The organism is Streptomyces sp. NPDC041205 (genome assembly GCF_055591765.1).
The window spans coordinates 379,191-400,151 of the sequence record NZ_JBVIZH010000004.1; the positions used below are offsets into that span (position 1 = coordinate 379,191).

Genomic DNA, 20,961 nt, shown 5'->3' on the forward strand with positions numbered 1-20,961 from the left:
CGGAAATCCCAGCATCATGGCCCTGCCCGCCATCACCCCCTACCCCCTGCCGACCGCCGCCGAGCTGCCGGCCAACCGCGTCGACTGGAAGGTCGACCCGGCCCGCGCCGTGCTCCTCGTGCACGACCTGCAGAACTACTTCCTGTCCGCGTACGACACCGGGGCCGCGCCCGTTCCCGGACTCCTGGCCAACGTGCGCGGCCTCAAGGAGCGCGCGGCCGCCCTCGGCGTGCCCGTGCTCTACACCGCCCAGCCCGGCGGGCAGACCCCCGAGGAGCGCGGCCTCCAGCAGGACTTCTGGGGCTCGGGGCTCCCGGACGACCCGCACGCCGCCGCCATCGCCGACGCCGTCGCGCCCGCACCCGAGGACAAGGTCCTCACGAAGTGGAAGTACAGCGGGTTCGTCCGCACAGACCTGGAGGACCACCTGCGCGCCCTCGGCCGCGACCAGCTGGTGATCACGGGGATCTACGCCCACATCGGCGTGCTGATGACGGCCTGCGACGCGTGGATGCGGGACATCCAGGCCTTCGTCGTCGCCGACGCCGTCGCGGACTTCTCCGCCGACGACCACGCCATGGCGCTGCGCTGGGCCGCCGGGCGCTGCGCCGTGGTGACCACCACCGACTCCGTACTCGAAGGGAACTGACCGCTGTGACCCCGACCCTGACCCTGGACCAGCTCCGCCAGGACATCGCCGACGTCCTCGGCGAGGAGCCCGCCGACATCCCCCTCGACGAGAACCTCGTCGACTACGGCCTCGACTCGGTGCGCCTGATGACGCTGGTCGGCCGCTGGCGCGAGACGTACGGAGTGGACGTGGCGCTCACCGACCTCGCCGAGCGGCCCTCCATCGACCAGTGGGCGGCGCTGCTCGAACTCTCCGCCTGACCGCGGGGAGAGCCCCCTCCCCGTACGCCGGCGGCGGGCGCGCGGTGCCAAGTGTCCGCCGCCGTAAGGCGGTTGCTAGCGTGCGATCATGAAGGTGTTTCCTGAAAATCTACGAAATGAAACCCTCACACGCGGTCTTGCGGCCTACGGCATCGCGCCCACCGCTCTGACCTACGCGCCCGTCGGCTTCGGTGACCACCACTGGAACGTCACCGGCGACGACGGGCGCGACTGGTTCGTCACCGTCTCCGACCTGGAGCACAAGGCGCACTGCGGGCCGGACGCCGCCACGGCGGGCACCGGGCTGCGGCAGGCCATGGACACGGCGCTGACGCTGCGCGCACGCGACGGCCTGGGGTTCGTCGTCGCCCCCGTCGCCGCCACGGACGGGAGCTCGGTGGTGCCGCTGGGGGAGCGGTACGCCCTCACGGTCTTCCCTCATGTCGCGGGCCGCACCGGCGAGTTCGGCGACCGCCTCGGCGTCGCGGACCGCGACCGTGTCCTCGGCCTGCTCGCACGACTGCACGGCAGTAAGCCGCCCGCCACCACTCCGGCCACCACCCTGGAGCCCGCCGGTCTCACTGGCATCCGCACGGCCCTCGACGACCTCGCCAGCACCTGGTCCGGCGGCCCGTACGCCGAACCGGCCCGTCGCCTGCTCGCCGCCCACACCACGACCCTGCGCGCCCGCCTGGCCGAATTCGACGCGCTCGCGAGCCGCGTACGCCACGGCGGCGCCCCGCTCGTCGTCACCCACGGCGAGCCGCATCCCGGCAACCTCATCCAGGGCGCGGACGGATATCTGCTCGTGGACTGGGACACGGTCGGACTCGCCCTGCCCGAAAGGGACTTGTCGCTGCTCGCGGACGACCCGGCCGCGCTGGCCCACTACACCGGGCTCACCGGCCGGACCCCCGACGCGGCCGCGCTGGCGCTCTACCGGCTGCGGTGGAGCCTGCTGGACGTGGCCGAGTTCACCGACTGGTTCCGCGGCCCGCACGAGGCGAGCGACGACACGCAGGTGGCGTGGGACGGCTTCGCGGGGACGCTGGAGCAGTTGGCCGATCGAGGTCGCGGCGCGGTGATCGATTCGAACTGAACAGGCAATAATGATGAATTGCCATAAACTGGGGCAAGGGTGGGCGCCACTGGATGTAGTGGCGACGTCTATTTGAGGAGGCACCGATGCTTGCTCAGCACACACCGCTTCTTGTCGCTCCGACGGACGCCACGGCGCTTGGCGCGGCCATGGTGGAGCCTGAGGCGGCCCTGAGCGACGCGCCGACGTACGCGCCCGAGGCGGCGGGATTCCTGCTGCTCCTCGCGCTCGTATCGCCGAAGGAGCCGAAGGAGCCGAAGGGCAAGTGAGTCCTGATCGGTCGCAGACGGCGTACGCCGCTTCAGCGGCTGACCTGGCAGTTCGTGCCCTCGATGCCCTCCGTGGCATCGGGGGCACCGCCATGGTCGCCGAGCACGTCGAACACGCGGACGACCCCAAGGCGGCACTGGCCGCCATCCGGGTCGTCGGCGCCGACGCCTTCGCCCCCTACCTGCTGGCCGACGCCGTCTTCCACCCCCGGGACGCGGCCGCCGTCACCCAGTCCTTCGCCCTCTTCCCACCCCCGGTGAACACCCCCGACCCGCCGCCCGCGGGGGCCGCCGAGCCCTGGGTCGTCGCCTGGCGCGACTGGGCCATGGCAGCGCTGCTCGCCCGCCTCACCGACGCGGGCCCGGGCGGCGCCCTGGCGCCACGGCCCACGGGAGCCCCCGAGCTCGACACCGGCTGGCAGCGCTGGTCCGTCCGCATGGGCCAGCTCTCGCCGCTCGCCCTGCCCGGACTCGAAGGGCCCGTGCACTCCGCCGCCCGCGCCGCCCCGCTCGCCCTCGCGCGCGGCGCCACCCGCGCCGTGCTGCGCCGGGACTTCCCCACCGCCGCCCGCATCACACGCTGGCTCGCCCTGCTCGGCGCCGAGGGCGTCCCCCTCCCGCTCGACCCCGCGCCCCTGCTCGAACACCTGCGCCTGCACGGCGGCGGCCCGCGGCTCGCGCTCGACGTCGCCATCGCCCGACGGCTGCTCGGACTGGAGACCGTATGACGGCGTCCGTGACGCGGACCGCGCACCAGGTGAGCGCGCGGGCCCTGACCTGGCTGCACACCCACCGGGAGCTCGGCGCCCTGCCCGCCGACACCACCGCCGACCTCGGCGATCCGGACAGCGTCTACAAACCCCTCGGTGAGAGCGCTCTCGCCGCCTCGCTCGTGCTGCGCGAGTCCGCCGCGGGCGGCACCGAGCTGCGCCTTGCCCGCGAGCTGATGGACTTCTGCTGGCAGCAGTTCGGCGACGGCGACATGCTGTACGAACGGCTGCTGCGGTACTCGATGATGACCGACCCGCTGGAGACGTACGCGCCCTTCGCCCGCTGCGGCATCCGCCACGAACCCCTGGAACGGCTGCTCGCCCACACCAGCGGACTGCGCTCGGTGCGCGGCGCCGAGGTCCTGCCCAACCGCAGGCTCGCCGTCGCCAACGCGGCCCGCGTCGCGGGCCTCGACCAGGGCGCGCACGCCTACGACTGGTCCGCCCTGGCCCGCGCCACCTGGCTCGGCGCCGTCCCCGAGCCCTGGCTCATCGACTGGATGACCGGCTATTGCGTCACCCACACCGTCTTCCACCTCACCGACTGGGGCGGCCACCCCGCCGGGCTGCCCGACGACCTCGCCGCGTACGTGACCACCTGGCTGCCCGTGTGGATCGACATCTGGGCCGAGATCGAGCAGTGGGACCTGGTCGCCGAGCTGATGATCGTCGGCTGCTGTCTGCCCGAGCCGTACTGCGAGCCCGCCGACTGGGAGCGGCTCGCCCGCGTCCAGCACGCCGACGGCCTGGTGCCGCGCGACGGCGACCCCGTCGCCGACGACCCCGGGCGCCGCTTCGAGGACCACCAGCACACCGCCGTGGTCGCCGCCATCGCGGGCACCCTCGCGGTCTCCCGCACCCTGGGCGGGGCGGCGGAGCAGCGGTGAGCCCGGGGGAGCCCGCCTGGGCGGTGAACCTGCTCGCCGCCCTGCGTGCCGCGGCCCCCGGCGCCAGCGCGGTGGCAGTCGGCGTCCGCCGCGGCCCCGACCACGCCGTCCTCGCCACCGGCTCCACCGCGCTGCGCGGCGGCACGACGGCCGACCCCGACACGTGCTTCGAGATCGGCTCCCTCACCAAGACGTTCACCGCCCTGCTCCTGGCCGAGATGGTCGCCCGCGGCGAGGTCGCCTACGACGACCCGATCTCCCGCTTCCTGCCCCGCACCGCCACGCCGCACCTGCGCGGCGCCCCCATCACCCTGCTGCACCTCGCCACCCACACCTCCGGCCTGCCCCGGCTGCCCCCAGGACTGCTGCGCAGCGGGGCGACCACCTGGTTCAGCAACCCGTACGCCGCCTTCTCCGCCACCGACCTGCGCGCCGCCCTCGCCCGCACCCGGCCCCGCGCCGCCCCCGGCACCCGCGTGCGCTACTCCAACCTCGGCGTCGGCCTGCTCGGTGCCCTCCTCACCCACGCGGCCCACGGCCCTGGTGTCCCCTTCGCGCCCCTGCTCGCCGCCCGCGTCCTCGACCCGCTCGGCCTGACCCGCACCAGTTGCGCCGCCGACCAGCCGCAGGCCACCGGCTACTGGCACGGCAGAGCGCGTCCCACCTGGCAGATCCCCGCCCTGCCCGGCGCGGGAGCGGGCCGGTCCAGCGCCCGCGACCTGCTGACCTCCCTGGACGCCCTGCTCGACCCGGCCTCGGCACCCGCCACTGTCCCCGCCACGCTGCGCACCGCGCTCGCCGACGTCACGACGCCCCGGATCGCCCTGCCGCGCACCGGCCGCCGCATCGCCCTGATCTGGAACATCCGCCCCCGGCCGACCCACGACCTCTACCACCACTCCGGCGGCACCCGGGGCTTCACCGCCTTCGCGGGCTTCAGCCCGCACAAGCATGTGGCGCTCGTCGCGCTCGCCAACACGAGCCCCGCCCTGACCGGCACGTTCATCCAGCGGGCGTACCTGGAGCTGTGGGCGCTCGCCCAGGCTGCCGAGCCGCGCCAGGCCGCCTAGGCGCGAGGGCGCGGCACGGGAGTCAGCCAGTCGGACAACGGGGTGTTTCTCGCCGGTCACCGTGTCCTGATACGCGTCCCGCAGCGCGGCGGTGACGGATCCCGGGGCGGGCTGTGACGTGGGGTGGTCGGCCAGGGTGCGGGGTGAGGTCGCGGCGGACGGCGGCCACGGCGGCCCGCAGCGCCGCCGGGTCCCCCAGGGTGCGCTCCACGGCCCGGAAGTGCGCCGGGTCGATCATGTCGCGGTGCGGGAAGAGCGGCCGGAACGGCGGGTCGTCCGGGGCGCTCTTCCAGTCCACCAGATGGTCGATGACATGGCCGCTGAGCTTGAACGAAAGCACCTGGCCGACCACGTCGACATCGTGCGCGAGCCTGGCGTCCGCGCACAGGTCGCGCACCAGCGCGGCCAGCCTGCGGCCCGACACCGTGCGGGTTCCCGGGCCGCTCATGCGGCGATCCAGTAGCGGCTCAGATGGCGGTCCGCGTCCTCGTAGTCCTCGTACGCGGAACGGGCGTGCAGCATCCGCTGGTTGTCCCAGATGAGCAGACACCCGTCGGGGACCAGGAACCGTGTGCGGTACTGGTCGAACAGCTCGCCCGCCCGGCGGGCCAGGGCCGCGCCCGCCCGAGCGGCAGCAGCTCCGGCTCCGGGGACGCGTCGAGGGCGGCGTCGTAGTCGGCGGCGGTCAGCAGGTTGTCGCCGAACTTGAGCACCGGGCGGCCGTCGGCCTCCTCGTACGGCGTCGGCACGGTGACGGTCCCGCTTCCCGGGCCGGGGAAGGCGAGCCGGGGCTCGGTGAGGAGGGCGTGCTCGGCCGGGCAGAGCCGCTTCTCCAGAAGCCGTCCGTCGAGCAGGTCCGTGTGGCCGCCGCCGCAGCGGGCCTGCTGGTGACAGTACAGGGCGAGGTGGCGCGGGCTCGGGTCCCAGCCCGGCGCCTCGGTGTGGGCGCGGATCGTGTTGCTGCTCTGCGAGTAGGCGCGGCCGTCGTTGCCGGGACGGTGCACGACCTCGTGCTCCACGGTGCCGGTGTACTGGGGCACGAACCGGCCGATGTCCTGCAGGAGTTCGATGGCGTGCCGCTGTCCGGCGATTCGGTCCACGACGCCGGGCCTGAGCGCGGGCGCCGGGCGGTCGGCGGCCCGCTCCCACGTTCCGTCAGGGCAGCACGAACACCTCACCGGATGCCCCGTCCCCCCGTGTCCCCCTGCCGCCATTGTCGGCCGGGGGAGGGGCCCGGGAGGCGGCGTTCTCGCGCCGGTGTCCTCGTCATGCGCATGCCGTTTATGTGCATGACGTGTCCTCTTCCGCGGGCGTACTTCCGCCCCTCACCCCGCATCAGTACCTAAGAGCCTGCGAGCGCACACGGTCGGGCAGGACGCCGGGTGCGCCGCGCGTCCAGGACAAGCCGAAGTCCGCCGTGAACCGCAGCCGTCACGAGTTGCGTCCGTGAGGAACCGAAGGAGCCCATCCGTGCCCAAGGTCCGTATCCGCATACCGAGCGTCCTCGCCGTCGCGACCGCCCTCGCCGCCCTCGCCGCCACGGCCCCCGCGCAGGCGCACGCGCCCGGCGCCCTGCCCGCGCTCACCCCCCGGGCCGAGACGGCGCCGCTGTACGACGACGAGGCGGGCGGCAACTCCGACGCCGACGACCCGGCGATCTGGCGGAACACCGCGGACCCGGGCCGCAGTCTGGTCGTCGCCACGGCCAAGGAGGGCGGTCTGAGGGTGTACGACCTCGACGCCCGGCAGGTACAGGAGCTGCCCGCGCCCGCAGGACCGGCACCCGGCGACGCCCCCGGCCGCTTCAACAACGTCGACCTGGTCCACGGGCTGAAGCTGTCCACCGGCCGCGCCGACATCGCGGTCACCAGCGACCGGGGCAACGACCGGCTGCGGTTCTACCGCATCGACCGCGACCGCCCCGGCGGCCCGCTCACCGACGTCACCGACCCGGCCGCGGCCCCCGTCTTCTCCGCGGACCAGGGGGAGATCAACGAACAGCGCACCGCCTACGGCCTGGCCACCTGGACCGACCGGGCCACGGGTCGCTCGTACGCCGTCGTCAGCCGGCGCGAGCGGACCCGCGTCGCCCTCCTCGAGCTGCTGCCCGGCCGCTCCGGCACGGTCGGCTACCGCACGATACGCACCCTTGACCTGCCGTCGGCCTTCCGCCTTCCCAACGGCACCTCCTGGACGCCGTGCGCCGAACCGGGCCAACTGCCCCAGGTCGAGGGCATGGTCGTGGACCCCGCCGACGGCACCCTCTACGCGGGCCAGGAGGACGTCGGCATCTGGCGGCTGCGCGCCGACCTCACCGGCACGCCCACCCTCGTCGACAAGGTGCGCGAGTACGGCGTGCCGGGCACCTACGACGAGGCCACGGACGAGTGCGTGCCGGGCGCCGACCCCGGCTACGGCGGCAAGCGGCTCGCCGCCGACGTGGAAGGCCTCACGCTGCTCACCGAACGCGACGGCGACGGCTACTTGCTCGCCTCCAGCCAGGGCGACAACACCTTCGCCGCGTACGACCGCGAACGCGGCGAGGACAACGAGTACGAGGGCGGCTTCCGCGTCACCGCTGCCTCCGCGACCCTCGACGGCTCCGAGGAGTGCGACGGGGCCGCCGCGCTCAACGCCCCGCTCGGCGCCAAGTACCCGCACGGTCTCCTCGTCGTCCAGGACGGCGACGAGACCCCGCATGCGTCCGGACGCGAGGCCACGGGCTTCAAGTTCGTCCGCCTCGACGACGTCGTGGACGCGCTGGAGGACTGAGCGGGACCGGGCGCCGACAGCCGCGTCACGTGTGCGCGGTCTGTCGGCACCCCGGGGTTCACGTGCCCCGGCGCGGTCTGACGGTCTGATCGGTCGTGCGTGATCAGGCGGGACCGGCCGGGCCCACTCGGGAAGGTTCGTTCCGGCCGGTCGCGATCAGGCGGTGTGCAGCCTCAGCCCATAGCGCCCGAGTATCTCGTTCACCGGCTGGAACCACGTCTCGCCGCCGCTGGTGCAGTTGCCCCAGCCGCCGGAGGTCACGCCCTGGGCCTGGTCGCCGCTGATGAACGAGCCGCCCGAGTCGCCGCCTTCGGCGCAGACGCTGGTCTTGGTCAGCTGGTGCACGACCGTGCCGTCCGAGTAGTTGACGGTCTCGTTCTTGGCGAGCAGCCGGCCGCAGTGCCACTTCGTGGTGGACCCGGAGCGGCAGATCGACGACCCGACGGGCGCCTCGGCCGAGCCGCGCACGAGCTGGTCGGGAATCGTGCCCCAGCCGAGGACGACCGGCACGGTCCACCAGCCGTGCCCGACGGACACGTACGCGTAGTCGTCACCCGGGAACGAGGAGCCCTGGAACGTGCCCATGTCGGACCCGTCCCAGCCGCGCACCGACGCGCCCGCGCGCCCGCAGTGCCCGGCCGTCACGAAGCCGCCGTGCACCGAGAAGCCGATGGAGCAGCGGACGTTGCCGGTGTAGTACGGGTCGCCGCCCACCGTGCCCGCGGCGAAGGTCCGCGGCCCCTCGGGGACCGTCGCCACCCGCAGGGGCGCGACGGCGCGGGCCTTCCGCAGGAAGCTGCTGACATCGTTGTCGCCGTGGTGTCCGGCGACGACCTCGACGACGACACGGTTCGCCTTGTGGTCGACGCGCCAACTGGCCACGTCCGCCGGGGCGTCGAGCTTGTCGACGCGGGCCTTCGCCGCGTTCAGCTCCCTGGTGCTGTGCTCGACGAGCCGGACGTCGGCGCCGGTCGCGCGGACGTCGGCGAGGGCGCGCCGCTGTGCCACGGCGACGGTGAGGCCGCCGCGCCTCTCGTCGAACCAGGCGCCGCCGAACGCGGCACCGGCGGCCTTGCGTGCCGCGCTCTCGGTCGCGGTGGCCCGCTGTTCGTCGGCGAGCCGCTCACGCGCGGCGGCGGGGGTCAGGCCGAGGTCGCGCTCCATGGCGTCGAGGAGGGCGGCGGAGGCGGGTGGTGGGGACGTGCGGTCGGGGGTCGCTGCGCGGTCGGCGGCAGCGGCGGAGGAGAGCCCGGTGCCGGCGCAGGTGGCCATCAGGAGCAGGGCGGACAGGCCGAGGCGTGCGCTGCCGGCGCGTCTCGCGGGGACGGTGCGTCTCACAGTGGGGGACCTCTCGTCGTTCCAACGCGGGTGTGGTGGACCAGAGTTGCTGAGAGCGCTCTCAGTTCGTGATGCGGCAGAGCGTAGGGAGAGCACGCGGTCAAGTCCATACCTTCGCCACGGCTCGGCTCTTCGCGGGGAGCCCTTTGTGCGGAGGGCTCTTCACGAGAGGGGAGTCCGGAGGGAGTGCCTTCAGGTGTCGCGCCGGGAGCAGGGCGCGTCGCCGGGGCCCTTGAAGCAGGCGGTGATGGTCTTGCCGTCCGCCGTGGGATGGATGCTCCAGGTGTCGGCGAGGGCGTCCACGATGGCCAGGCCGCGGCCGCTGACGCTGGTGTCGTCCGCGGGGCGCGGCGCGGGGGATCCCGGCCCGGAGTCGTGGACGGTCAGGTGCAGCCCCTGCCCGTCCCAGGTCAGCACCACCTGGGCGCTGGTGCGGGCGTGGTGGTGGGCGTTGGTGACCAGCTCGGACACCGCGAGGACGACCGAGTCCACCGCGTCCGGGTCCGTGCGCGCCCACCCCAGGGACTCCATATGGGCGCGGGCCCACTCCCGCCCGGCTCTGACGCCTCGGGACACGGGGAAGGACTGGGCCCAGCCGACGGCCCGCAGCGAAGCATCCGACATGACGCACCCTCACACGGTTGGCACAGCCTGCCCTCCGAGTACCCCGCTCCGCGCCGCTTCAACGGCCCTCATGCACAGGGCACAGAACTCTCAGGTGCAGGGCGCAGGGTGAGAACCGCCCCTTGCCGACGCCCTGCCGTCCCGCCCGCGCTCCTGTGTGCACGATCCACGCGCATCGTGCCGCTGTACCGGGGCACTCGCGGGCCATGGGATTCGACGGGGTCGTACGCGACGGGACACAGCAGGCGCGCCGAGTGGCGAAGGGGCGTGCCGTAGGGTCGGCGGCACGCGCCGGATTCGTGGCGCGCGGCGTCCTCTACGCGCTCGTCGGCGTCCTCGCGCTGCGCATCGCGTTCGCCGACGACGGCGGGCAGCAGGCCGACCGGGGCGGCGCCCTGACGGAGATCGCCGACAAGCCGTTCGGGAGTGTCCTGCTGTGGCTCCTGGGGCTCGCCCTCGTGGGCATGGCGCTGTGGCGGCTCTCGGAGGCGCTGTTCGGGCAGGCCGGACCGGACGGCCACCGGGCCAGGAAGCGCCTCGCGTCGGCGGGCCGGGCCGTCTTCTACGGCGTGGTCGCCTACTCCGTCCTGGCCTACGTCACCGGGGACAAGGGCAGCGGCAGCGGCTCCTCCGACCGTCAGAGCGACGATGTGACGGCGACCGCGCTTGGCTGGCCCGCGGGACAGTGGATCGTCGGCGCCGCGGGCGCGGGCGTGGCCGCGGCCGGCGTGTGGATCGCCGTGCGGGCGGTGCGGCGCAAGTACCACAAGCACCTGCGGATGAACGAGATGTCCACCCCGGTACGCCGGACCGTGGACACCCTCGGCGTGGTGGGCGGCAGCGGCCGCGGCGCCGTCTTCGCCGCGGCCGGGGCCTTCGTCCTGGTGGCCGCCGTGCGGCACGAGCCGGGGGAGGCGAAGGGCATGGACGACGTCCTGCGCTCGTTCCGCGACACCCCGGCGGGCCCGTGGCTGCTCGTCGCGGTGGCGCTGGCGCTGGTGGCGTTCGGCCTCTTCTCCTGGGCGTGCGCGCGGTGGCGGCGGGTGTGAGGGGGCCTGCCGGAGGTGGGCTCGTGGGGATGGTTGGTGGCGGCTCGGCTCTGCGCGCTGTCAGGGGCGGCTCGGCCCGCGGGAGTCGACTGGTTGCGCGTATGGTCGGCTGGTCCGCCGGGAGTCGGGCCGGTTGCGCGGACGCTCGGGCCCGTCGCGTCAGCGCAGGGCGGCAGCGGCGGCGTGGAGGTGTTCCAGGGCGTCCAGGACGCGCGTGTTGCGGTGCCAGGCCAGCCAGCGGCCGACCTGTTCACCGACGGCCTCCAACTCGCCGAGCTGCGTGCGGGTGAACCCGAGCAGGGGGCGTTCGTGGTGCGAGGAGACCATGCCGAGCACCGCACCGCCCGGCCCCGTCAGGGGAACGCTGTGGCAGGCGCGGCTGCCCGCCCGCAGGATGGTGCGCCGGGAGTCCTCGTCGAAGATCTCCGCGACGGCCACGTCCTTCACCGTCACCTGCCGGCTCTCCTCGGCGGCCTGCGCGCACGACGTCGTCGAGTCCTGCACGAAGGCGAAGAAGTCGGTGAACTCCCGGCTCAGCCCGACGTGTCTCTCCAGGCGCAGCATTCCGTGCTCCGCCACCTGCACGTTGCCCATCCCGGCCTGTGTGACGTGCAGGACCCGCCGCAGCGTGGACTTCAGCACCGCGCCCTGCCCGCTGTGGTCGCCCTCCGGCTGCGCCAGACCCGGCAGGGGCGGCGGGCTGTAGCGGGCCCGCCCGGGAAACCACAGCTCGGCGTCCGCGTCGGGGCCCGGCACCCGGATCACCGCGTCGGCCAGCGTGTGCAGCTTGATGTTCATCTGCTGTGACGTCCGGCGCAGCAGATCGAACGCCACCTGCGACGACTCGAGCCGGTAGCGGCCGATCAGCACGCCCTGGGCGCGCGCGACGCAGGCGTGCGCCAACTGGCGGTTGCGCAGGGCGACATCCTGCTGCCGTGGTTCCGGCACCGCGTCGGTCGCGGGCGGTGCGTCGGCCGCGTGGCCGGAGTCGGTCGGGCTTGAGTCCAGGTGGTCCTGACTCACGGTTCGGTCTCCCTCGCAGCCTGGGGCACAGCACACATCAGCTGTCCGTGGACACACGCGTGTCCTTGGATACTCGCGGCCGAACTCTTTCCCCGCTTCAGCCGGCAAGTCACTTGTTGATGTGCCTACTTCCCAAGCACCCGCACCACGGTAGCGGCCCGCGCCGGTGCGCGCAGGGACCTGCGTCACGTCCAGGTGGATCCGAACCGGGCGGGGCGCGTGCGGCCCCGCCCGGCGAACCGCTCGGTCAGGGAGCGACGTGTGCGCCGACCGGCCTGGTGACGTTCTTGACGGGCAGGTCCTCGGCGGCCCCGGCGATGTAGTAGTCCGTGGGCGCGGAGAAGACCACGAACTCGTTGTCGTAGTCACGGATCTTGGCGCGGACGGTGAACTTCCCGCTCGCGTCGGTCTTGGTCTGCGCGTTGTACGCCGACTCGTAGTACGTCCGCAGCAGTACGCGGGTACCGGCGACGGGGCCGTGCCCGCGGGGCCAGGTGACCTTGCCGGTGACGATCAGGGTGTCGCCCTTGCGGACCTTGGTGCGGTTGACCTTGTGGGTGATGGTGCCGGCGACCGGCTGGGCGGCGACCGTGGTGTCGCCGAAGTAGATCTCGTTGTCCGTGGGGTCGCCAGGGTCGTAGGAGGCCTGGAACTCCACGCGGTGACGGGGGAACAGGAAGACGCTCGGCTTGTCCTCCCAGCGGTCCGCCTTCACGTCGGCGAGCGTGAAGTTCCCCTTGGCGTCCGTGTGGACCGTGCCCAGGTTCAGGGTCTCCCGCTCGGTCGGGTCGATGGGGTCGCCCCGCGGGTTCCAGGTGTCGTACAGCACGGATTTGAGCAGCTTGACCGGCGCGTCGGCCACGGGGGTGCCGTCGGCGCGGGACACCGTGCCGGTGAGGTCGACGTCCCGGTGGGCGTAGTCGGTCGTGCTCCCGCTGCTGGTGAGGCTCACCGTGTAGGGGGCCTCCGGCGGGTCGTCGGTCGCGCGGGCGGTGTCCGTGCCGTGGGCGGGCGCCATGCCCAGGGCGAGGGTGGCGAGGGCGAGCGCGGCGGCCGCGGTCAGCCGGGCGACCGGTGGACGGGTACGCAGGTGCACGGGAACTCCGTGGGTGTCGGGTGTCGGTGGCGCCGGTGGTCCCGGCACAGGTTTCGACACGCGGAGCGCTGTGGGTGGTTGTAGGGCTCGCTGAGCGTGCATGCGCCGTACATGGGGTGTTTGACGGGTGGTTGGCTGCTTGTTCTCCCCGTGTCGAAGGGCGCCGCCGCGGGCCCCCGGATCACCCGCCACCGGCAGGAACCCTCACACTGGCGACGGGTTCTTCGATCGACATGGTTCTGTCTCCCGTGAGGAATGATGAACGTGGCAAAGATTCTGATGGTTGGCCTCCACCCGAGCGCGATCGACTACAGCCAACATCCGGACCTGGACGAGGCCACGCTGGGCGCACGGATCGAGCAGGGCCTCGCGGCGGTACGGGCGGCGGGCTTCGACGCCAAGCACTGCCTGATCGGCGTGGATCCGGACGAGGCGGAGAAGACGGTACGCGCGGCCCTGGCCGAGGATTCCGTGGAACTGGCCATGTGCGGTGGCGGCGTGCGCATGGCGCCCGAACACACCCTGCTGTTCGAGCGGCTGATCAACCTGCTCGTCGCCGAGGCCCCCGGGATCCGCTTCTGTTTCAACACCTCACCGGAGACGACGATCGATGCTCTGCGCCGCTGGGCACCCCACGCCTCCTGACCCCCAGCGATCACGAGGTCAGGTCGCGGGGACGCGCGGGCCCTATCCGGAGCGCCCCGGGGCGGGTGCGGCTCCGGGCGGGGCCAGGGTCTCGCCGGTGCTGAGACGCGCGCGCACCCGTGCGTGCGCGTCGCGCGGCGCCGGTTCCGCAAGGGTCCGGCCCCGTTCGGAGGCGTCCACGTCCCCCGTGACGTCGATGCCAGTGACCTCGCGGCTCCCGGCGGCGAGCAGATATCGCCTGCCCGAGTCCGCCCGCCAGGTGGTGCTCGCCACGACGTGCTGGCCGAACCGGCCGCAGGCGGCCGTGGACCGGGCGCGGGCGATCACGGGAGCCGATGCCGTGGCCCGCGCCGCCGGTGCCTTGAACTGGAGGAGCACATCGCCGGGGCCGCGCCAGGTGGTGGCGCGGGCGCAGGACCACAGCGCCCGCCCGTCGTCCTCCGGCAGGTCCTGCTCGGCGAAGTCCCAGACGTTGACCGACCGCGTGCCCCGGCGCAGCTCGGGCAGTTGGCAGGCGGTCCGGGCCCAACCGGCGAGCGCCTGCGGGCTCATCGCCTCGCGCGGCTGGCGGGCGGGGGCACCGGAGCCGGGCAGCGGCGTGTACGTCAGATGGACGGGCAGCAGCCCGCCCAGGTCGGTGACCAGGAACGCGTGCTTCTCCGCGATGCGCGACGAGGAGCGCAGTTGCAGCGCGGGCCAGGCGTCGCAGGAGCGGCCGATGGCAGGGTCGGGCACGGGAGCGGTGATCCCGTCGGCCGAGACGTTCAACGGCTTGCTCGCCGTATCGGGCCGCAGCAGATCACGGGTGTGCGTCTCGGCGATCCACGGCGCGGTGAGGTACCGGGTGCGGCCGTCGGCGCGGCTGACGGCGACCGCGGCGGCCGTGGTCACATCGGCGTTGTCGGCGCGGGCGAAGTCGAGCGCGGGATCGTCGCCCGAGGAGTCCTCGCTGTAACGGACGACGCGCTCGGCGTCGTGGAAAAGCACGACGGTACGGCCGCCGACGACACCGGCGTACAGCAACCGCGGTGCCCGGCCGGGCGGTTCGGTGGCCGTGGCCGGTGCGGACGTGACACGCACGCCGCGGCCGGGGCCGGCCCAGACGGCGAGGGCGCGGACGAGCAGGGCGCGGTCGTCCGTGCGCGGTCCCCGGGGCGGCCAGGCGGTGAAGTCGACGCGGGCGGTGTCGGCCCACTCCGCTGCGGGAGCCCGGAGCAGCCGGTCCGCGGCGGCCGCGGCGGGCCCGGTCGCGAGGCCGGTCCCCTTGTCGCCCTCCGCCTCAAGGCCGGTCAGGACCAGGCCGCTGAGCAGCAGCAGCGCCACCGCCGCCCAGGCGAGCCGGGCCCGCCGCCTGCGCCGCAGCAGGTCGGTGGGCCGCGTCTGCACGGAGCAGGCGTCGAACTCCCGGGACCGCAGCAGTGAGGCGGCCGCCGGGCCTGCCAGCTCCTCCAGGCGGTACGAGGCCCGTAGCGCGTCCTTCGGCCGTTCGGCGCCCGCGGCGTCGAGCAACTCCACGACCTCCGCGTCCGCGAGCCCGTCGAGGCGGCGCAGCACGAAGGCGGCGCGGGCGGCGGGCGAGACCTGGGCGCAGGCCTGCCCGAGCGTGACCTCGTCGACACCGCCCGCCCGCGGGAACAACCGCAGTCCCCACACCACGGGGAGCACCACCAGCAGCGCCCTCGGCGGCGGCAGCCGTTTCGGCCAGCCGCGAGGACGCCGCTCGTACGCCAACGCCGCCCGCACGACCCGAAGGAGCAGCCAGGTGGCGCCGGTGGACCCGCCGCCGGTGCGCTGCGCGGGTACCCGCGCGGCCGTGTCCCGTGAACGGAACCCCCAGGGCCCCGGCAGCGCACGCTGCACCAGCGCGTGCGCGACGAGGACCCGGCGGTGCCGGGAGAGCGTGACCGGAAGGATCAGATAGGCGAGGCGTACCAGGTTGGTGTAGCGGTCGACGAGGGCCGCCTCGGCCTGGCCGAGAGAGATCCGCTGCGCGGGACCCGAGGTGCGGGCGTCGGACGTGGGCATGGAGAGGCCGCCTCCCAAAGGCTGATGACATCGGCCGCTGCCCTCCGTCAAACGAGTGAATCTTGGGATGGTCACAGCCCGCGCGGCGGTACGTCGGCGGGGAGGCGCCGCCCACGGACGGGTGGGTCAGGAGCAGCGGACCACGGCGACGTCGAACTCCAGGGTCACCTTCGCCCCGACCATGACCCCGGTCGCGGCGTTCCAGTTCACGTCCCAGTCCTTGCGGTTGATCGTGACGCCGCCTCGAAAGCCGACCCGGAAGCCGTTCGCCGGGTCCTCTTCGGCGCCGGTCAGCTCGAAGTCGACGGTGACCGGCTTGGTCACGCCCCGGACGGTGAGGTCACCGGTGACCTTGAAACGGGTCCCGTCGACCTGCGCCACCCGGGTCGACAGGAACGTGATGTACGGGTGGGCGTCCGCGTCCAGGAACTTGGTGCGCAGGGGCTCGTCGCGCTGCGGGTTGTGGGTCTGGACGCTCGCGGCCTGGATGGTCAGCTCGGCACTCGACCTCGACGGGTCGTCGCCGTCCAGGTGCGCGCTGCCCTCGAACGACTCGAAGTGGCCGCGCACCTTGGTGCCCATGGTGTGCCGGGCGACGAACCCGGTCCGGCTGCGGGCGGCGTCGAGGACGTAGTCACCGGCCAGCTCGTTGAGGGCGGTCGTGGTGGTCATGGCGGGTTGCTCCTGGAGGGGCGAGGGGTGGCGGGGGCGGAGAGGCGTCAGGGTGGACGTCGTGCGGAGGTCGCCGCCGACGTCGCCGCGACACCTCACCGACGACACGGCCCGGTGAGATGTGAGCGGGTCCGCCCGCCGACGCGCCGATCTCACATTTCGCGGGCCTGGCTCGTCATAGGGGTGACAGCGCACGTGACCGAGGGAGCCCACCGCACCATGACCACCCCTTCCGCATCCGGACCCGGCCTGCTCGATCCGAGCCTCGACGCGATCATGAGCGAGCGGCGGCAGCTGATCGGAGTCGCCTACCGGCTTCTTGGCTCACTGGCCGACGCCGAGGACGTGGTGCAGGAGACGTACGCCCGCTGGTATGCCATGTCTCCGCAGCAGCACGACGCCATCGCGTCACCCGGGGGCTGGCTGACGAAGGTCGCGAGCCGCATCTGCCTCGACCTGCTCCGCTCGGCACGGGTCAGGAGGGAGAGCTATGTGGGCGAGTGGATCCCCGAGCCGCTGCCCGGTCGTGCGGAGTGGGTCGACGGGCGGTCGGGCGCCGCCGCGGCCACCGCCGACCCGGCGGACCGGGTCACCCTCGACGAGTCGATCACCATGGCGTTCCTCGTCGTCCTGGAGTCGATGACCCCGGCCGAACGTGTCGCGTTCATCCTGCACGACGTCTTCCGCTACTCCTTCGCCGAGGTGGCCGACATCGTCGGCCGGACCCCGGCGGCATGCCGTCAGCTGGCCTCGTCGGCCCGGCGCCGGGTCCGCGACTCGGCGCCTCCCGTGACCCCGGCGGCCCGACAGGCGGGCATCGTCCGGGACTTCAAGCAGGCGTGGGAGTCCAAGGACCTGACCGCCCTCATCGGCCTCCTCGACCCCGACGCCCTGGCGACCGGCGACGGCGGCGGCCGCGTCGCCGCCTCGCTCCACCCGGTGGCGGGCGGCGAGCAGATCGCCCACGGCCTGATCGGCATCGTCGGCCGGGTGCCGGACCTGGTCATCCTGGAACGTACGGTCAACGGTCGGCCCGGTCTGGTGGCGCAGCAGGACGGCGCCACCATCGGGGTGTTCGCGTTCGAGGTCGTCGGGGACCGCATCAAGCACATCTGGGCCGTACGGAACCCGGAGAAGCTCAGGCTCTGGACGACGGGCTGACGCGCGCGGGCAGCCGCCGTCGACAAAGGGAGTTGAGCAGCCGTCATACGCTGGGAGAGACTCTGACCATGGAGTTCCTCTGCTACCACCGCGACCGGCCCGACTCCCTCCCCCTGCGAGAGGAGCTGCAGGAGGAGCACTGGTCCTACATGGACCGTTTCGCGAAGCAACTGATCGCGCGCGGCCCGACCTTCGCCGCCGACGGCGAGACGCCCACCGGCAGCGTGCACATCGTCGACGCCCCGGACCCCGCCTCGGCCCGCGCGTTCGCCTTCGACGAGCCCACCTACCAGGCCGGCGGGTACCGGGACGTGCTGCTGCGCCGCTGGCGCAACCTCCTGGGACGCACGATGTGGGACTTCCCCGGCGGACTGACCGGCGGCAACCGGTACTTGGTCCTCGGCCTCGGCTCGGGACCGGCCGCCGACACCGATGTGCCGCCCGACCGGGACGACCTGATCGCGTACGGACCGCTCCTCTCCGACGACGGCGCCGCCTGGCTGGGCACGGCGGTGCTGCTCCAGGCCCCGGACGCGGACACGGCACGCGCCGTGCTGACCGGGGACCGGTACGCCGCCATCGAGGTCCATGACTGGGAGTGCGGCGGGCGCCGCTAGCGCGCCAGGGCGCCGCGGCGGGACTCCTGGAGCCACGGTCCCTCAAAGGGAACCGTGATGGCCGAATGCCGTCTGTTCACGGGAGGGCAACGCCCATAGGCTCTGCGACCTTCACGTCATGGGGGGTCTCGTGAACGGTCTCCGTGCGCTCCTGGTCTGCCTCGTGCTCGCGTGTGCCGCGGTGGTGTCGCCGGCCGCGCCCGTGCCACGGGCCGCGGCGGCGACACCGGGCTGGGAGGCGCTGCCCGTACCGGCCGCCGCCCCGCCGGTGACCGTGAAGGACCTCGCCGCCCGCGGGCCGCGCGAGGCGTGGGCGACGGGCTACGAGGGCGAGTTCGGCGACCTGAAGCCGATGCTGTACCGGTGGGACGGCGCGAAGTGGAGCCGGGACACCACCTTCCCCGGCGCCGGTGAGCCGGGGTGGCTCGGCAAGGCGCAGTTCGTCGGCGACGAGGTGTGGATCTTCCACAACCGCGCGGGGGAGGGCGAGGTCCTGCGCCGGTCGGCGGCGGGCGAGTGGAGCGCCGTCCCGCTGCCGCAGACCCTCTGGGTCTACCAGGACTTCACCGCCGTACCGGGCGGCGCCTGGGTGGTCGGTGAGGACGGCGACGGCCTCAAGGTGCTGCACTACGACGGTTCCCGCTGGACCACGGAGTCCACGCCGGACGACGTGCTGTTCCTGATGGGCGTCACGGCGCGCACCTCCACCGACGTCTGGGCCTGGGCGAGCACCCGCACCGGCGAGCGGACCGTCCTGCGCCACGACGGCACGGGGTGGCGGTACGCGAAGGTGCCGCTGCCGCCGAACAGCAACGTGCACACGATCCTGCCCGAACGCTCCGGGCGCGTCACGATCGGCGGCAGCCAGTACACCGACGGCGTGGCCCGCACCTACGTGACGACCTGGAACAGCCACGCCTGGCGCACCACCTACCCGCCCCTGGGCGACACCTACACCGAGGACATGGTGCGCGGCCCGGACGGCGCGCTGTGGGTGCAGGTGCGCAGCGACCGCGCGTTCCAGTCGAAGTACGCACGCGTGGACGGCCGCCGCACCACCTTCACCCGCGGTCCGGAGCGCACCAACGCGATCGACGTCAAACCCCGGGCACTGGCGAGGGCCGGGTCCGCGCTCCTGTCCATCGGGACCGTCGAGATCTACGGCTCGAAACCGAACCTGATGAGCGAGCGGCTGGGAGGCTGACCATGGCACCGAGACCGACCATGGCACGCAGACTCCTCGTCGCGGCCCTCGCGGTCGCCATGACCGTCGTGGCCGTCATGAGCTCGGCCGCGGCGGAAGCACCGTCCTGGCAGCACGTTCCGGTCCCGGCACAACTGCGCCCGCAGACCGCCCTGAACGAAGCCGTGGCGTTCGGCCCGGACCGGGCCTGGGCGGTGGGCGCCGACGCCGTCGGCCGCGAGGCGCCGGGCTTCCCGCTGGTGCTGCGCTGGGACGGCGCCGCCTGGCAGCGCCAGAGCCTGCCCGGGATCCGCTGGCAGGGCGAGTTGCTCTCCATCGCCGGGACCTCACCGACCGCGGCCTGGGCCGTCGGCCGCGACGCGGCGGGCGGCAGCCGTCTGCTCCGCTTCGACGGCAGTTCCTGGCGCGACAGCCGACCGCCGCGCGGGGTCGGCCTTTCCAAGGTCGTCGCGGGCGGCGGCGAGACCTGGCTGCTCGGTGGCCGCGACGGCGGGCAGGCACTCCTGCGCTGGGACGGACGCGGCTGGCAGGACATGCCGGTGCCGCCGGGAGTCGTGTACGGCCTGCACGTCAAGGCGGCCGACGACGTCTGGGCCGCGGGCGCCGCCGACGACAGCGCGGCCGTGTCGCACTGGGACGGGAAGGCGTGGCAGCAGACGCGCGTCGACGGGTTCCCGCGGTCGGCCGTGGGCAGCATTCTGGCGGTGTCGCCGACCGAGGTGTGGGCGGGCGGCACGGCCGGGTTCGTCGGCGGCCCGCCGGGCAGGCCCATTCCGCCCCTGCTGGCGCGCTTCGACGGGCAGTCGTGGCACCGGGTGGTCATGCCGACCGACTTCGGCGGGATCACCTCCCTGGCGCCCACCGCGTCCGGTGAGCTGGGCTGGGTCGCGGTGGCCCGCTCGCTGAAGTGGGGCCCGCCGGGCAGCACCCCGCCGCTGATCCCCGGGCCGGACTTCCTCGCCTGGAACGGCCAGTCCTTCGCCGAGCACAGCGAACCGGTGGTGCCGGGGGAGGGCGACTCCTCGGCGCTGCGCCTGGCGGCGGTCCCGGGCACGGCGACGGTGTGGGCGGTCGGCAGGGCCGGAGGGCCCGAGGGCACCTTCGCGCCGCGGATTCTGAGGTTCGGCTGAGACGGAGCACGCGGAACTCCCCACGCGACATCCGGAGCCCTGTCGTGACGTCACCCGTGCCACTACATTTGACGTCATGACTGCCATCACCCTGCGGATCCCCGACGCGATGGATCAGCCGCTGCGCGACGCCGCGGCCGATGCGCCGTCGCTGAACGACTACATCCTGCGTGCCGTGCGCCGGCAGATGACGCTCGACGCGGGCCGCAAACTCGCCCTCATCGCGCCGCTCGACCTCGACGGCGAGGGCGACTCCCTGTGACGATCGGCAAGGGCGACGTCTGGGACATCGACACCGGCAAGGGAAGCCGGACGGTGCTCGTCGTCAGCCTCGACGGCCTCGCCGAGGCGTACGGGGCCGTCGTCGCCCTGGTCCTGCACGCCCCCGCCGTGCACCCCGACACCGCGATGAGCGTGCGCCTGACCGCGCCGGTCGACGCCTCGGTCGTCGCGGTCAACGTCCTGCAGCTCTCCGCGTCCCGGTTCGAGACGGGCACGCTGCTCGGCAACATCGGCCCCGAGCAGCAGTCCCTCGTCGACAACGCGCTCCGCGCCGTACTCGATCTCTGAACGCGACAATCCCTGCGCCGTAGGCGGTCGCGCGGCGAAGACGACCGAC

At 73.5% G+C, this 20,961-nt stretch carries 24 protein-coding genes; 16 read left to right on the top strand and 8 right to left on the bottom strand.

Translation table 11 applies throughout. The features are described 5' to 3' along the window. Positions 1–16 precede the first annotated feature (16 nt). From ACZ6BG_RS21430 to ACZ6BG_RS21460, 7 genes are all read left to right on the top strand, one after another. On the top strand, positions 17–649 hold the full coding sequence (locus tag ACZ6BG_RS21430) for an isochorismatase family protein (RefSeq protein ID WP_469003655.1): 633 nt from the start codon (positions 17–19) through the stop codon (positions 647–649). Continuing rightward, the gene (locus tag ACZ6BG_RS21435) at positions 646–891 is read left to right on the top strand and encodes a phosphopantetheine-binding protein (RefSeq protein WP_469004134.1); all 246 of its coding nucleotides are present in this window, start codon (positions 646–648) and stop codon (positions 889–891) included. Before ACZ6BG_RS21430 ends, ACZ6BG_RS21435 begins: the two co-directional genes overlap by 4 nt. A gap of 88 nt (positions 892–979) precedes the next feature. Then, positions 980–1,990 carry a phosphotransferase gene (locus tag ACZ6BG_RS21440; RefSeq protein WP_469003657.1) on the top strand — a complete coding sequence of 337 codons (1,011 nt, stop codon included), beginning with the start codon at positions 980–982 and terminating at the stop codon, positions 1,988–1,990. 86 nt (positions 1,991–2,076) lie between these two features. Beyond that, the gene (locus ACZ6BG_RS21445) at positions 2,077–2,259 is read left to right on the top strand and encodes a hypothetical protein (RefSeq protein WP_469003659.1); all 183 of its coding nucleotides are present in this window, start codon (positions 2,077–2,079) and stop codon (positions 2,257–2,259) included. A 92-nt stretch (positions 2,260–2,351) separates the two neighbouring features. Beyond that, positions 2,352–2,987, top strand: a complete 636-nt coding sequence (locus ACZ6BG_RS21450; RefSeq protein ID WP_469003661.1) for a hypothetical protein — start codon at positions 2,352–2,354, stop codon at positions 2,985–2,987. Further along, complete coding sequence (locus ACZ6BG_RS21455) at positions 2,984–3,916, top strand: DUF6895 family protein (protein WP_469003663.1); 933 nt, start codon at positions 2,984–2,986, stop codon at positions 3,914–3,916. The genes ACZ6BG_RS21450 and ACZ6BG_RS21455 overlap by 4 nt, the downstream gene beginning before the upstream one ends. Beyond that, positions 3,913–4,986: a serine hydrolase domain-containing protein gene (locus ACZ6BG_RS21460; protein ID WP_469003665.1), complete on the top strand. Its 1,074-nt coding sequence runs from the start codon at positions 3,913–3,915 to the stop codon at positions 4,984–4,986. The genes ACZ6BG_RS21455 and ACZ6BG_RS21460 overlap by 4 nt, the downstream gene beginning before the upstream one ends. 22 nt (positions 4,987–5,008) lie before the next feature. Here ACZ6BG_RS21460 and ACZ6BG_RS21465 read toward each other — a convergent pair whose 3' ends face one another. After that, positions 5,009–5,434, bottom strand: a complete 426-nt coding sequence (locus ACZ6BG_RS21465) for a hypothetical protein (RefSeq protein ID WP_469003666.1) — start codon at positions 5,432–5,434, stop codon at positions 5,009–5,011. Beyond that, complete coding sequence (locus ACZ6BG_RS21470; RefSeq protein WP_469004136.1) at positions 5,431–6,135, bottom strand: TauD/TfdA family dioxygenase; 705 nt, start codon at positions 6,133–6,135, stop codon at positions 5,431–5,433. Before ACZ6BG_RS21470 ends, ACZ6BG_RS21465 begins: the two co-directional genes overlap by 4 nt. Positions 6,136–6,456: 321 nt before the next feature. Here ACZ6BG_RS21470 and ACZ6BG_RS21475 point away from each other — a divergent pair, with 321 nt between their 5' ends. Then, positions 6,457–7,758 carry a phytase gene (locus ACZ6BG_RS21475; RefSeq protein ID WP_469003668.1) on the top strand — a complete coding sequence of 434 codons (1,302 nt, stop codon included), beginning with the start codon at positions 6,457–6,459 and terminating at the stop codon, positions 7,756–7,758. 156 nt (positions 7,759–7,914) lie between these two features. Here the strand turns inward: ACZ6BG_RS21475 and ACZ6BG_RS21480 are convergent, their stop codons facing one another. Further along, positions 7,915–9,096: a S1 family peptidase gene (locus ACZ6BG_RS21480; RefSeq protein WP_469003670.1), complete on the bottom strand. Its 1,182-nt coding sequence runs from the start codon at positions 9,094–9,096 to the stop codon at positions 7,915–7,917. Between the two features lie 192 nt (positions 9,097–9,288). After that, the gene (locus ACZ6BG_RS21485) at positions 9,289–9,720 is read right to left on the bottom strand and encodes an ATP-binding protein (protein ID WP_469003672.1); all 432 of its coding nucleotides are present in this window, start codon (positions 9,718–9,720) and stop codon (positions 9,289–9,291) included. A 206-nt stretch (positions 9,721–9,926) separates the two neighbouring features. Between ACZ6BG_RS21485 and ACZ6BG_RS21490 the strand changes: the two genes are divergently transcribed. Then, on the top strand, positions 9,927–10,769 hold the full coding sequence (locus ACZ6BG_RS21490; protein WP_469003674.1) for a DUF1206 domain-containing protein: 843 nt from the start codon (positions 9,927–9,929) through the stop codon (positions 10,767–10,769). 159 nt (positions 10,770–10,928) lie between these two features. Here the strand turns inward: ACZ6BG_RS21490 and ACZ6BG_RS21495 are convergent, their stop codons facing one another. After that, on the bottom strand, positions 10,929–11,792 hold the full coding sequence (locus ACZ6BG_RS21495; protein WP_469003676.1) for an ANTAR domain-containing protein: 864 nt from the start codon (positions 11,790–11,792) through the stop codon (positions 10,929–10,931). 247 nt (positions 11,793–12,039) lie between these two features. Next, the gene (locus tag ACZ6BG_RS21500; protein ID WP_469003678.1) at positions 12,040–12,888 is read right to left on the bottom strand and encodes an acyl carrier protein; all 849 of its coding nucleotides are present in this window, start codon (positions 12,886–12,888) and stop codon (positions 12,040–12,042) included. Between the two features lie 264 nt (positions 12,889–13,152). Between ACZ6BG_RS21500 and ACZ6BG_RS21505 the strand changes: the two genes are divergently transcribed. Continuing rightward, positions 13,153–13,533, top strand: coding sequence for a hypothetical protein (locus ACZ6BG_RS21505; protein WP_469003680.1), 381 nt, complete (start codon positions 13,153–13,155; stop codon positions 13,531–13,533). A 42-nt stretch (positions 13,534–13,575) separates the two neighbouring features. On the opposite strand, the gene ACZ6BG_RS21510 is transcribed toward ACZ6BG_RS21505, so the two are convergent. Together ACZ6BG_RS21510 and ACZ6BG_RS21515 are read right to left on the bottom strand one after the other, a co-directional pair. Continuing rightward, complete coding sequence (locus tag ACZ6BG_RS21510; RefSeq protein ID WP_469003684.1) at positions 13,576–15,558, bottom strand: hypothetical protein; 1,983 nt, start codon at positions 15,556–15,558, stop codon at positions 13,576–13,578. 126 nt (positions 15,559–15,684) lie between these two features. Beyond that, on the bottom strand, positions 15,685–16,230 hold the full coding sequence (locus ACZ6BG_RS21515; RefSeq protein WP_469003686.1) for a YceI family protein: 546 nt from the start codon (positions 16,228–16,230) through the stop codon (positions 15,685–15,687). A gap of 219 nt (positions 16,231–16,449) precedes the next feature. Here ACZ6BG_RS21515 and sigJ point away from each other — a divergent pair, with 219 nt between their 5' ends. The 6 genes from sigJ to ACZ6BG_RS21545 all read left to right on the top strand — a co-directional run bounded on the left by sigJ (position 16,450) and on the right by ACZ6BG_RS21545 (position 20,912). Next, positions 16,450–17,391: an RNA polymerase sigma factor SigJ gene (sigJ, locus tag ACZ6BG_RS21520; RefSeq protein WP_469003688.1), complete on the top strand. Its 942-nt coding sequence runs from the start codon at positions 16,450–16,452 to the stop codon at positions 17,389–17,391. A gap of 68 nt (positions 17,392–17,459) precedes the next feature. Next, positions 17,460–18,008: a YciI family protein gene (locus tag ACZ6BG_RS21525; RefSeq protein ID WP_469003691.1), complete on the top strand. Its 549-nt coding sequence runs from the start codon at positions 17,460–17,462 to the stop codon at positions 18,006–18,008. 130 nt (positions 18,009–18,138) lie between these two features. After that, complete coding sequence (locus ACZ6BG_RS21530; RefSeq protein ID WP_469003693.1) at positions 18,139–19,212, top strand: hypothetical protein; 1,074 nt, start codon at positions 18,139–18,141, stop codon at positions 19,210–19,212. Between the two features lie 2 nt (positions 19,213–19,214). Beyond that, a complete protein-coding gene (locus ACZ6BG_RS21535; RefSeq protein WP_469003695.1) occupies positions 19,215–20,342 on the top strand; it encodes a hypothetical protein in 1,128 nt (375 codons plus the stop codon). A 76-nt stretch (positions 20,343–20,418) separates the two neighbouring features. Beyond that, a complete protein-coding gene (locus tag ACZ6BG_RS21540) occupies positions 20,419–20,604 on the top strand; it encodes a hypothetical protein (RefSeq protein ID WP_380850313.1) in 186 nt (61 codons plus the stop codon). After that, positions 20,601–20,912: a hypothetical protein gene (locus ACZ6BG_RS21545; protein WP_468456868.1), complete on the top strand. Its 312-nt coding sequence runs from the start codon at positions 20,601–20,603 to the stop codon at positions 20,910–20,912. Before ACZ6BG_RS21540 ends, ACZ6BG_RS21545 begins: the two co-directional genes overlap by 4 nt. The last annotated feature ends 49 nt before the right edge of the window (positions 20,913–20,961 follow it).

Excerpts from the sequence above, each read along its gene's own strand:
- ACZ6BG_RS21430 (WP_469003655.1), top strand. The coding sequence starts at position 17 with ATGGCCCTGCCCGCCATCACCCCCTACCCCCTGCCGACCGCCGCCGAG.
- ACZ6BG_RS21440 (WP_469003657.1), top strand. The coding sequence starts at position 980 with ATGAAGGTGTTTCCTGAAAATCTACGAAATGAAACCCTCACACGCGGT.
- ACZ6BG_RS21445 (WP_469003659.1), top strand. The coding sequence starts at position 2,077 with ATGCTTGCTCAGCACACACCGCTTCTTGTCGCTCCGACGGACGCCACG.
- ACZ6BG_RS21450 (WP_469003661.1), top strand. The coding sequence starts at position 2,352 with ATGGTCGCCGAGCACGTCGAACACGCGGACGACCCCAAGGCGGCACTG.
- ACZ6BG_RS21455 (WP_469003663.1), top strand. The coding sequence starts at position 2,984 with ATGACGGCGTCCGTGACGCGGACCGCGCACCAGGTGAGCGCGCGGGCC.
- ACZ6BG_RS21465 (WP_469003666.1), bottom strand. The coding sequence starts at position 5,434 with ATGAGCGGCCCGGGAACCCGCACGGTGTCGGGCCGCAGGCTGGCCGCG.
- ACZ6BG_RS21485 (WP_469003672.1), bottom strand. The coding sequence starts at position 9,720 with ATGTCGGATGCTTCGCTGCGGGCCGTCGGCTGGGCCCAGTCCTTCCCC.
- ACZ6BG_RS21490 (WP_469003674.1), top strand. The coding sequence starts at position 9,927 with ATGGGATTCGACGGGGTCGTACGCGACGGGACACAGCAGGCGCGCCGA.
- ACZ6BG_RS21510 (WP_469003684.1), bottom strand. The coding sequence starts at position 15,558 with ATGCCCACGTCCGACGCCCGCACCTCGGGTCCCGCGCAGCGGATCTCT.
- ACZ6BG_RS21515 (WP_469003686.1), bottom strand. The coding sequence starts at position 16,230 with ATGACCACCACGACCGCCCTCAACGAGCTGGCCGGTGACTACGTCCTC.
- sigJ (WP_469003688.1), top strand. The coding sequence starts at position 16,450 with ATGACCACCCCTTCCGCATCCGGACCCGGCCTGCTCGATCCGAGCCTC.
- ACZ6BG_RS21525 (WP_469003691.1), top strand. The coding sequence starts at position 17,460 with ATGGAGTTCCTCTGCTACCACCGCGACCGGCCCGACTCCCTCCCCCTG.
- ACZ6BG_RS21535 (WP_469003695.1), top strand. The coding sequence starts at position 19,215 with ATGGCACCGAGACCGACCATGGCACGCAGACTCCTCGTCGCGGCCCTC.
- ACZ6BG_RS21540 (WP_380850313.1), top strand. The coding sequence starts at position 20,419 with ATGACTGCCATCACCCTGCGGATCCCCGACGCGATGGATCAGCCGCTG.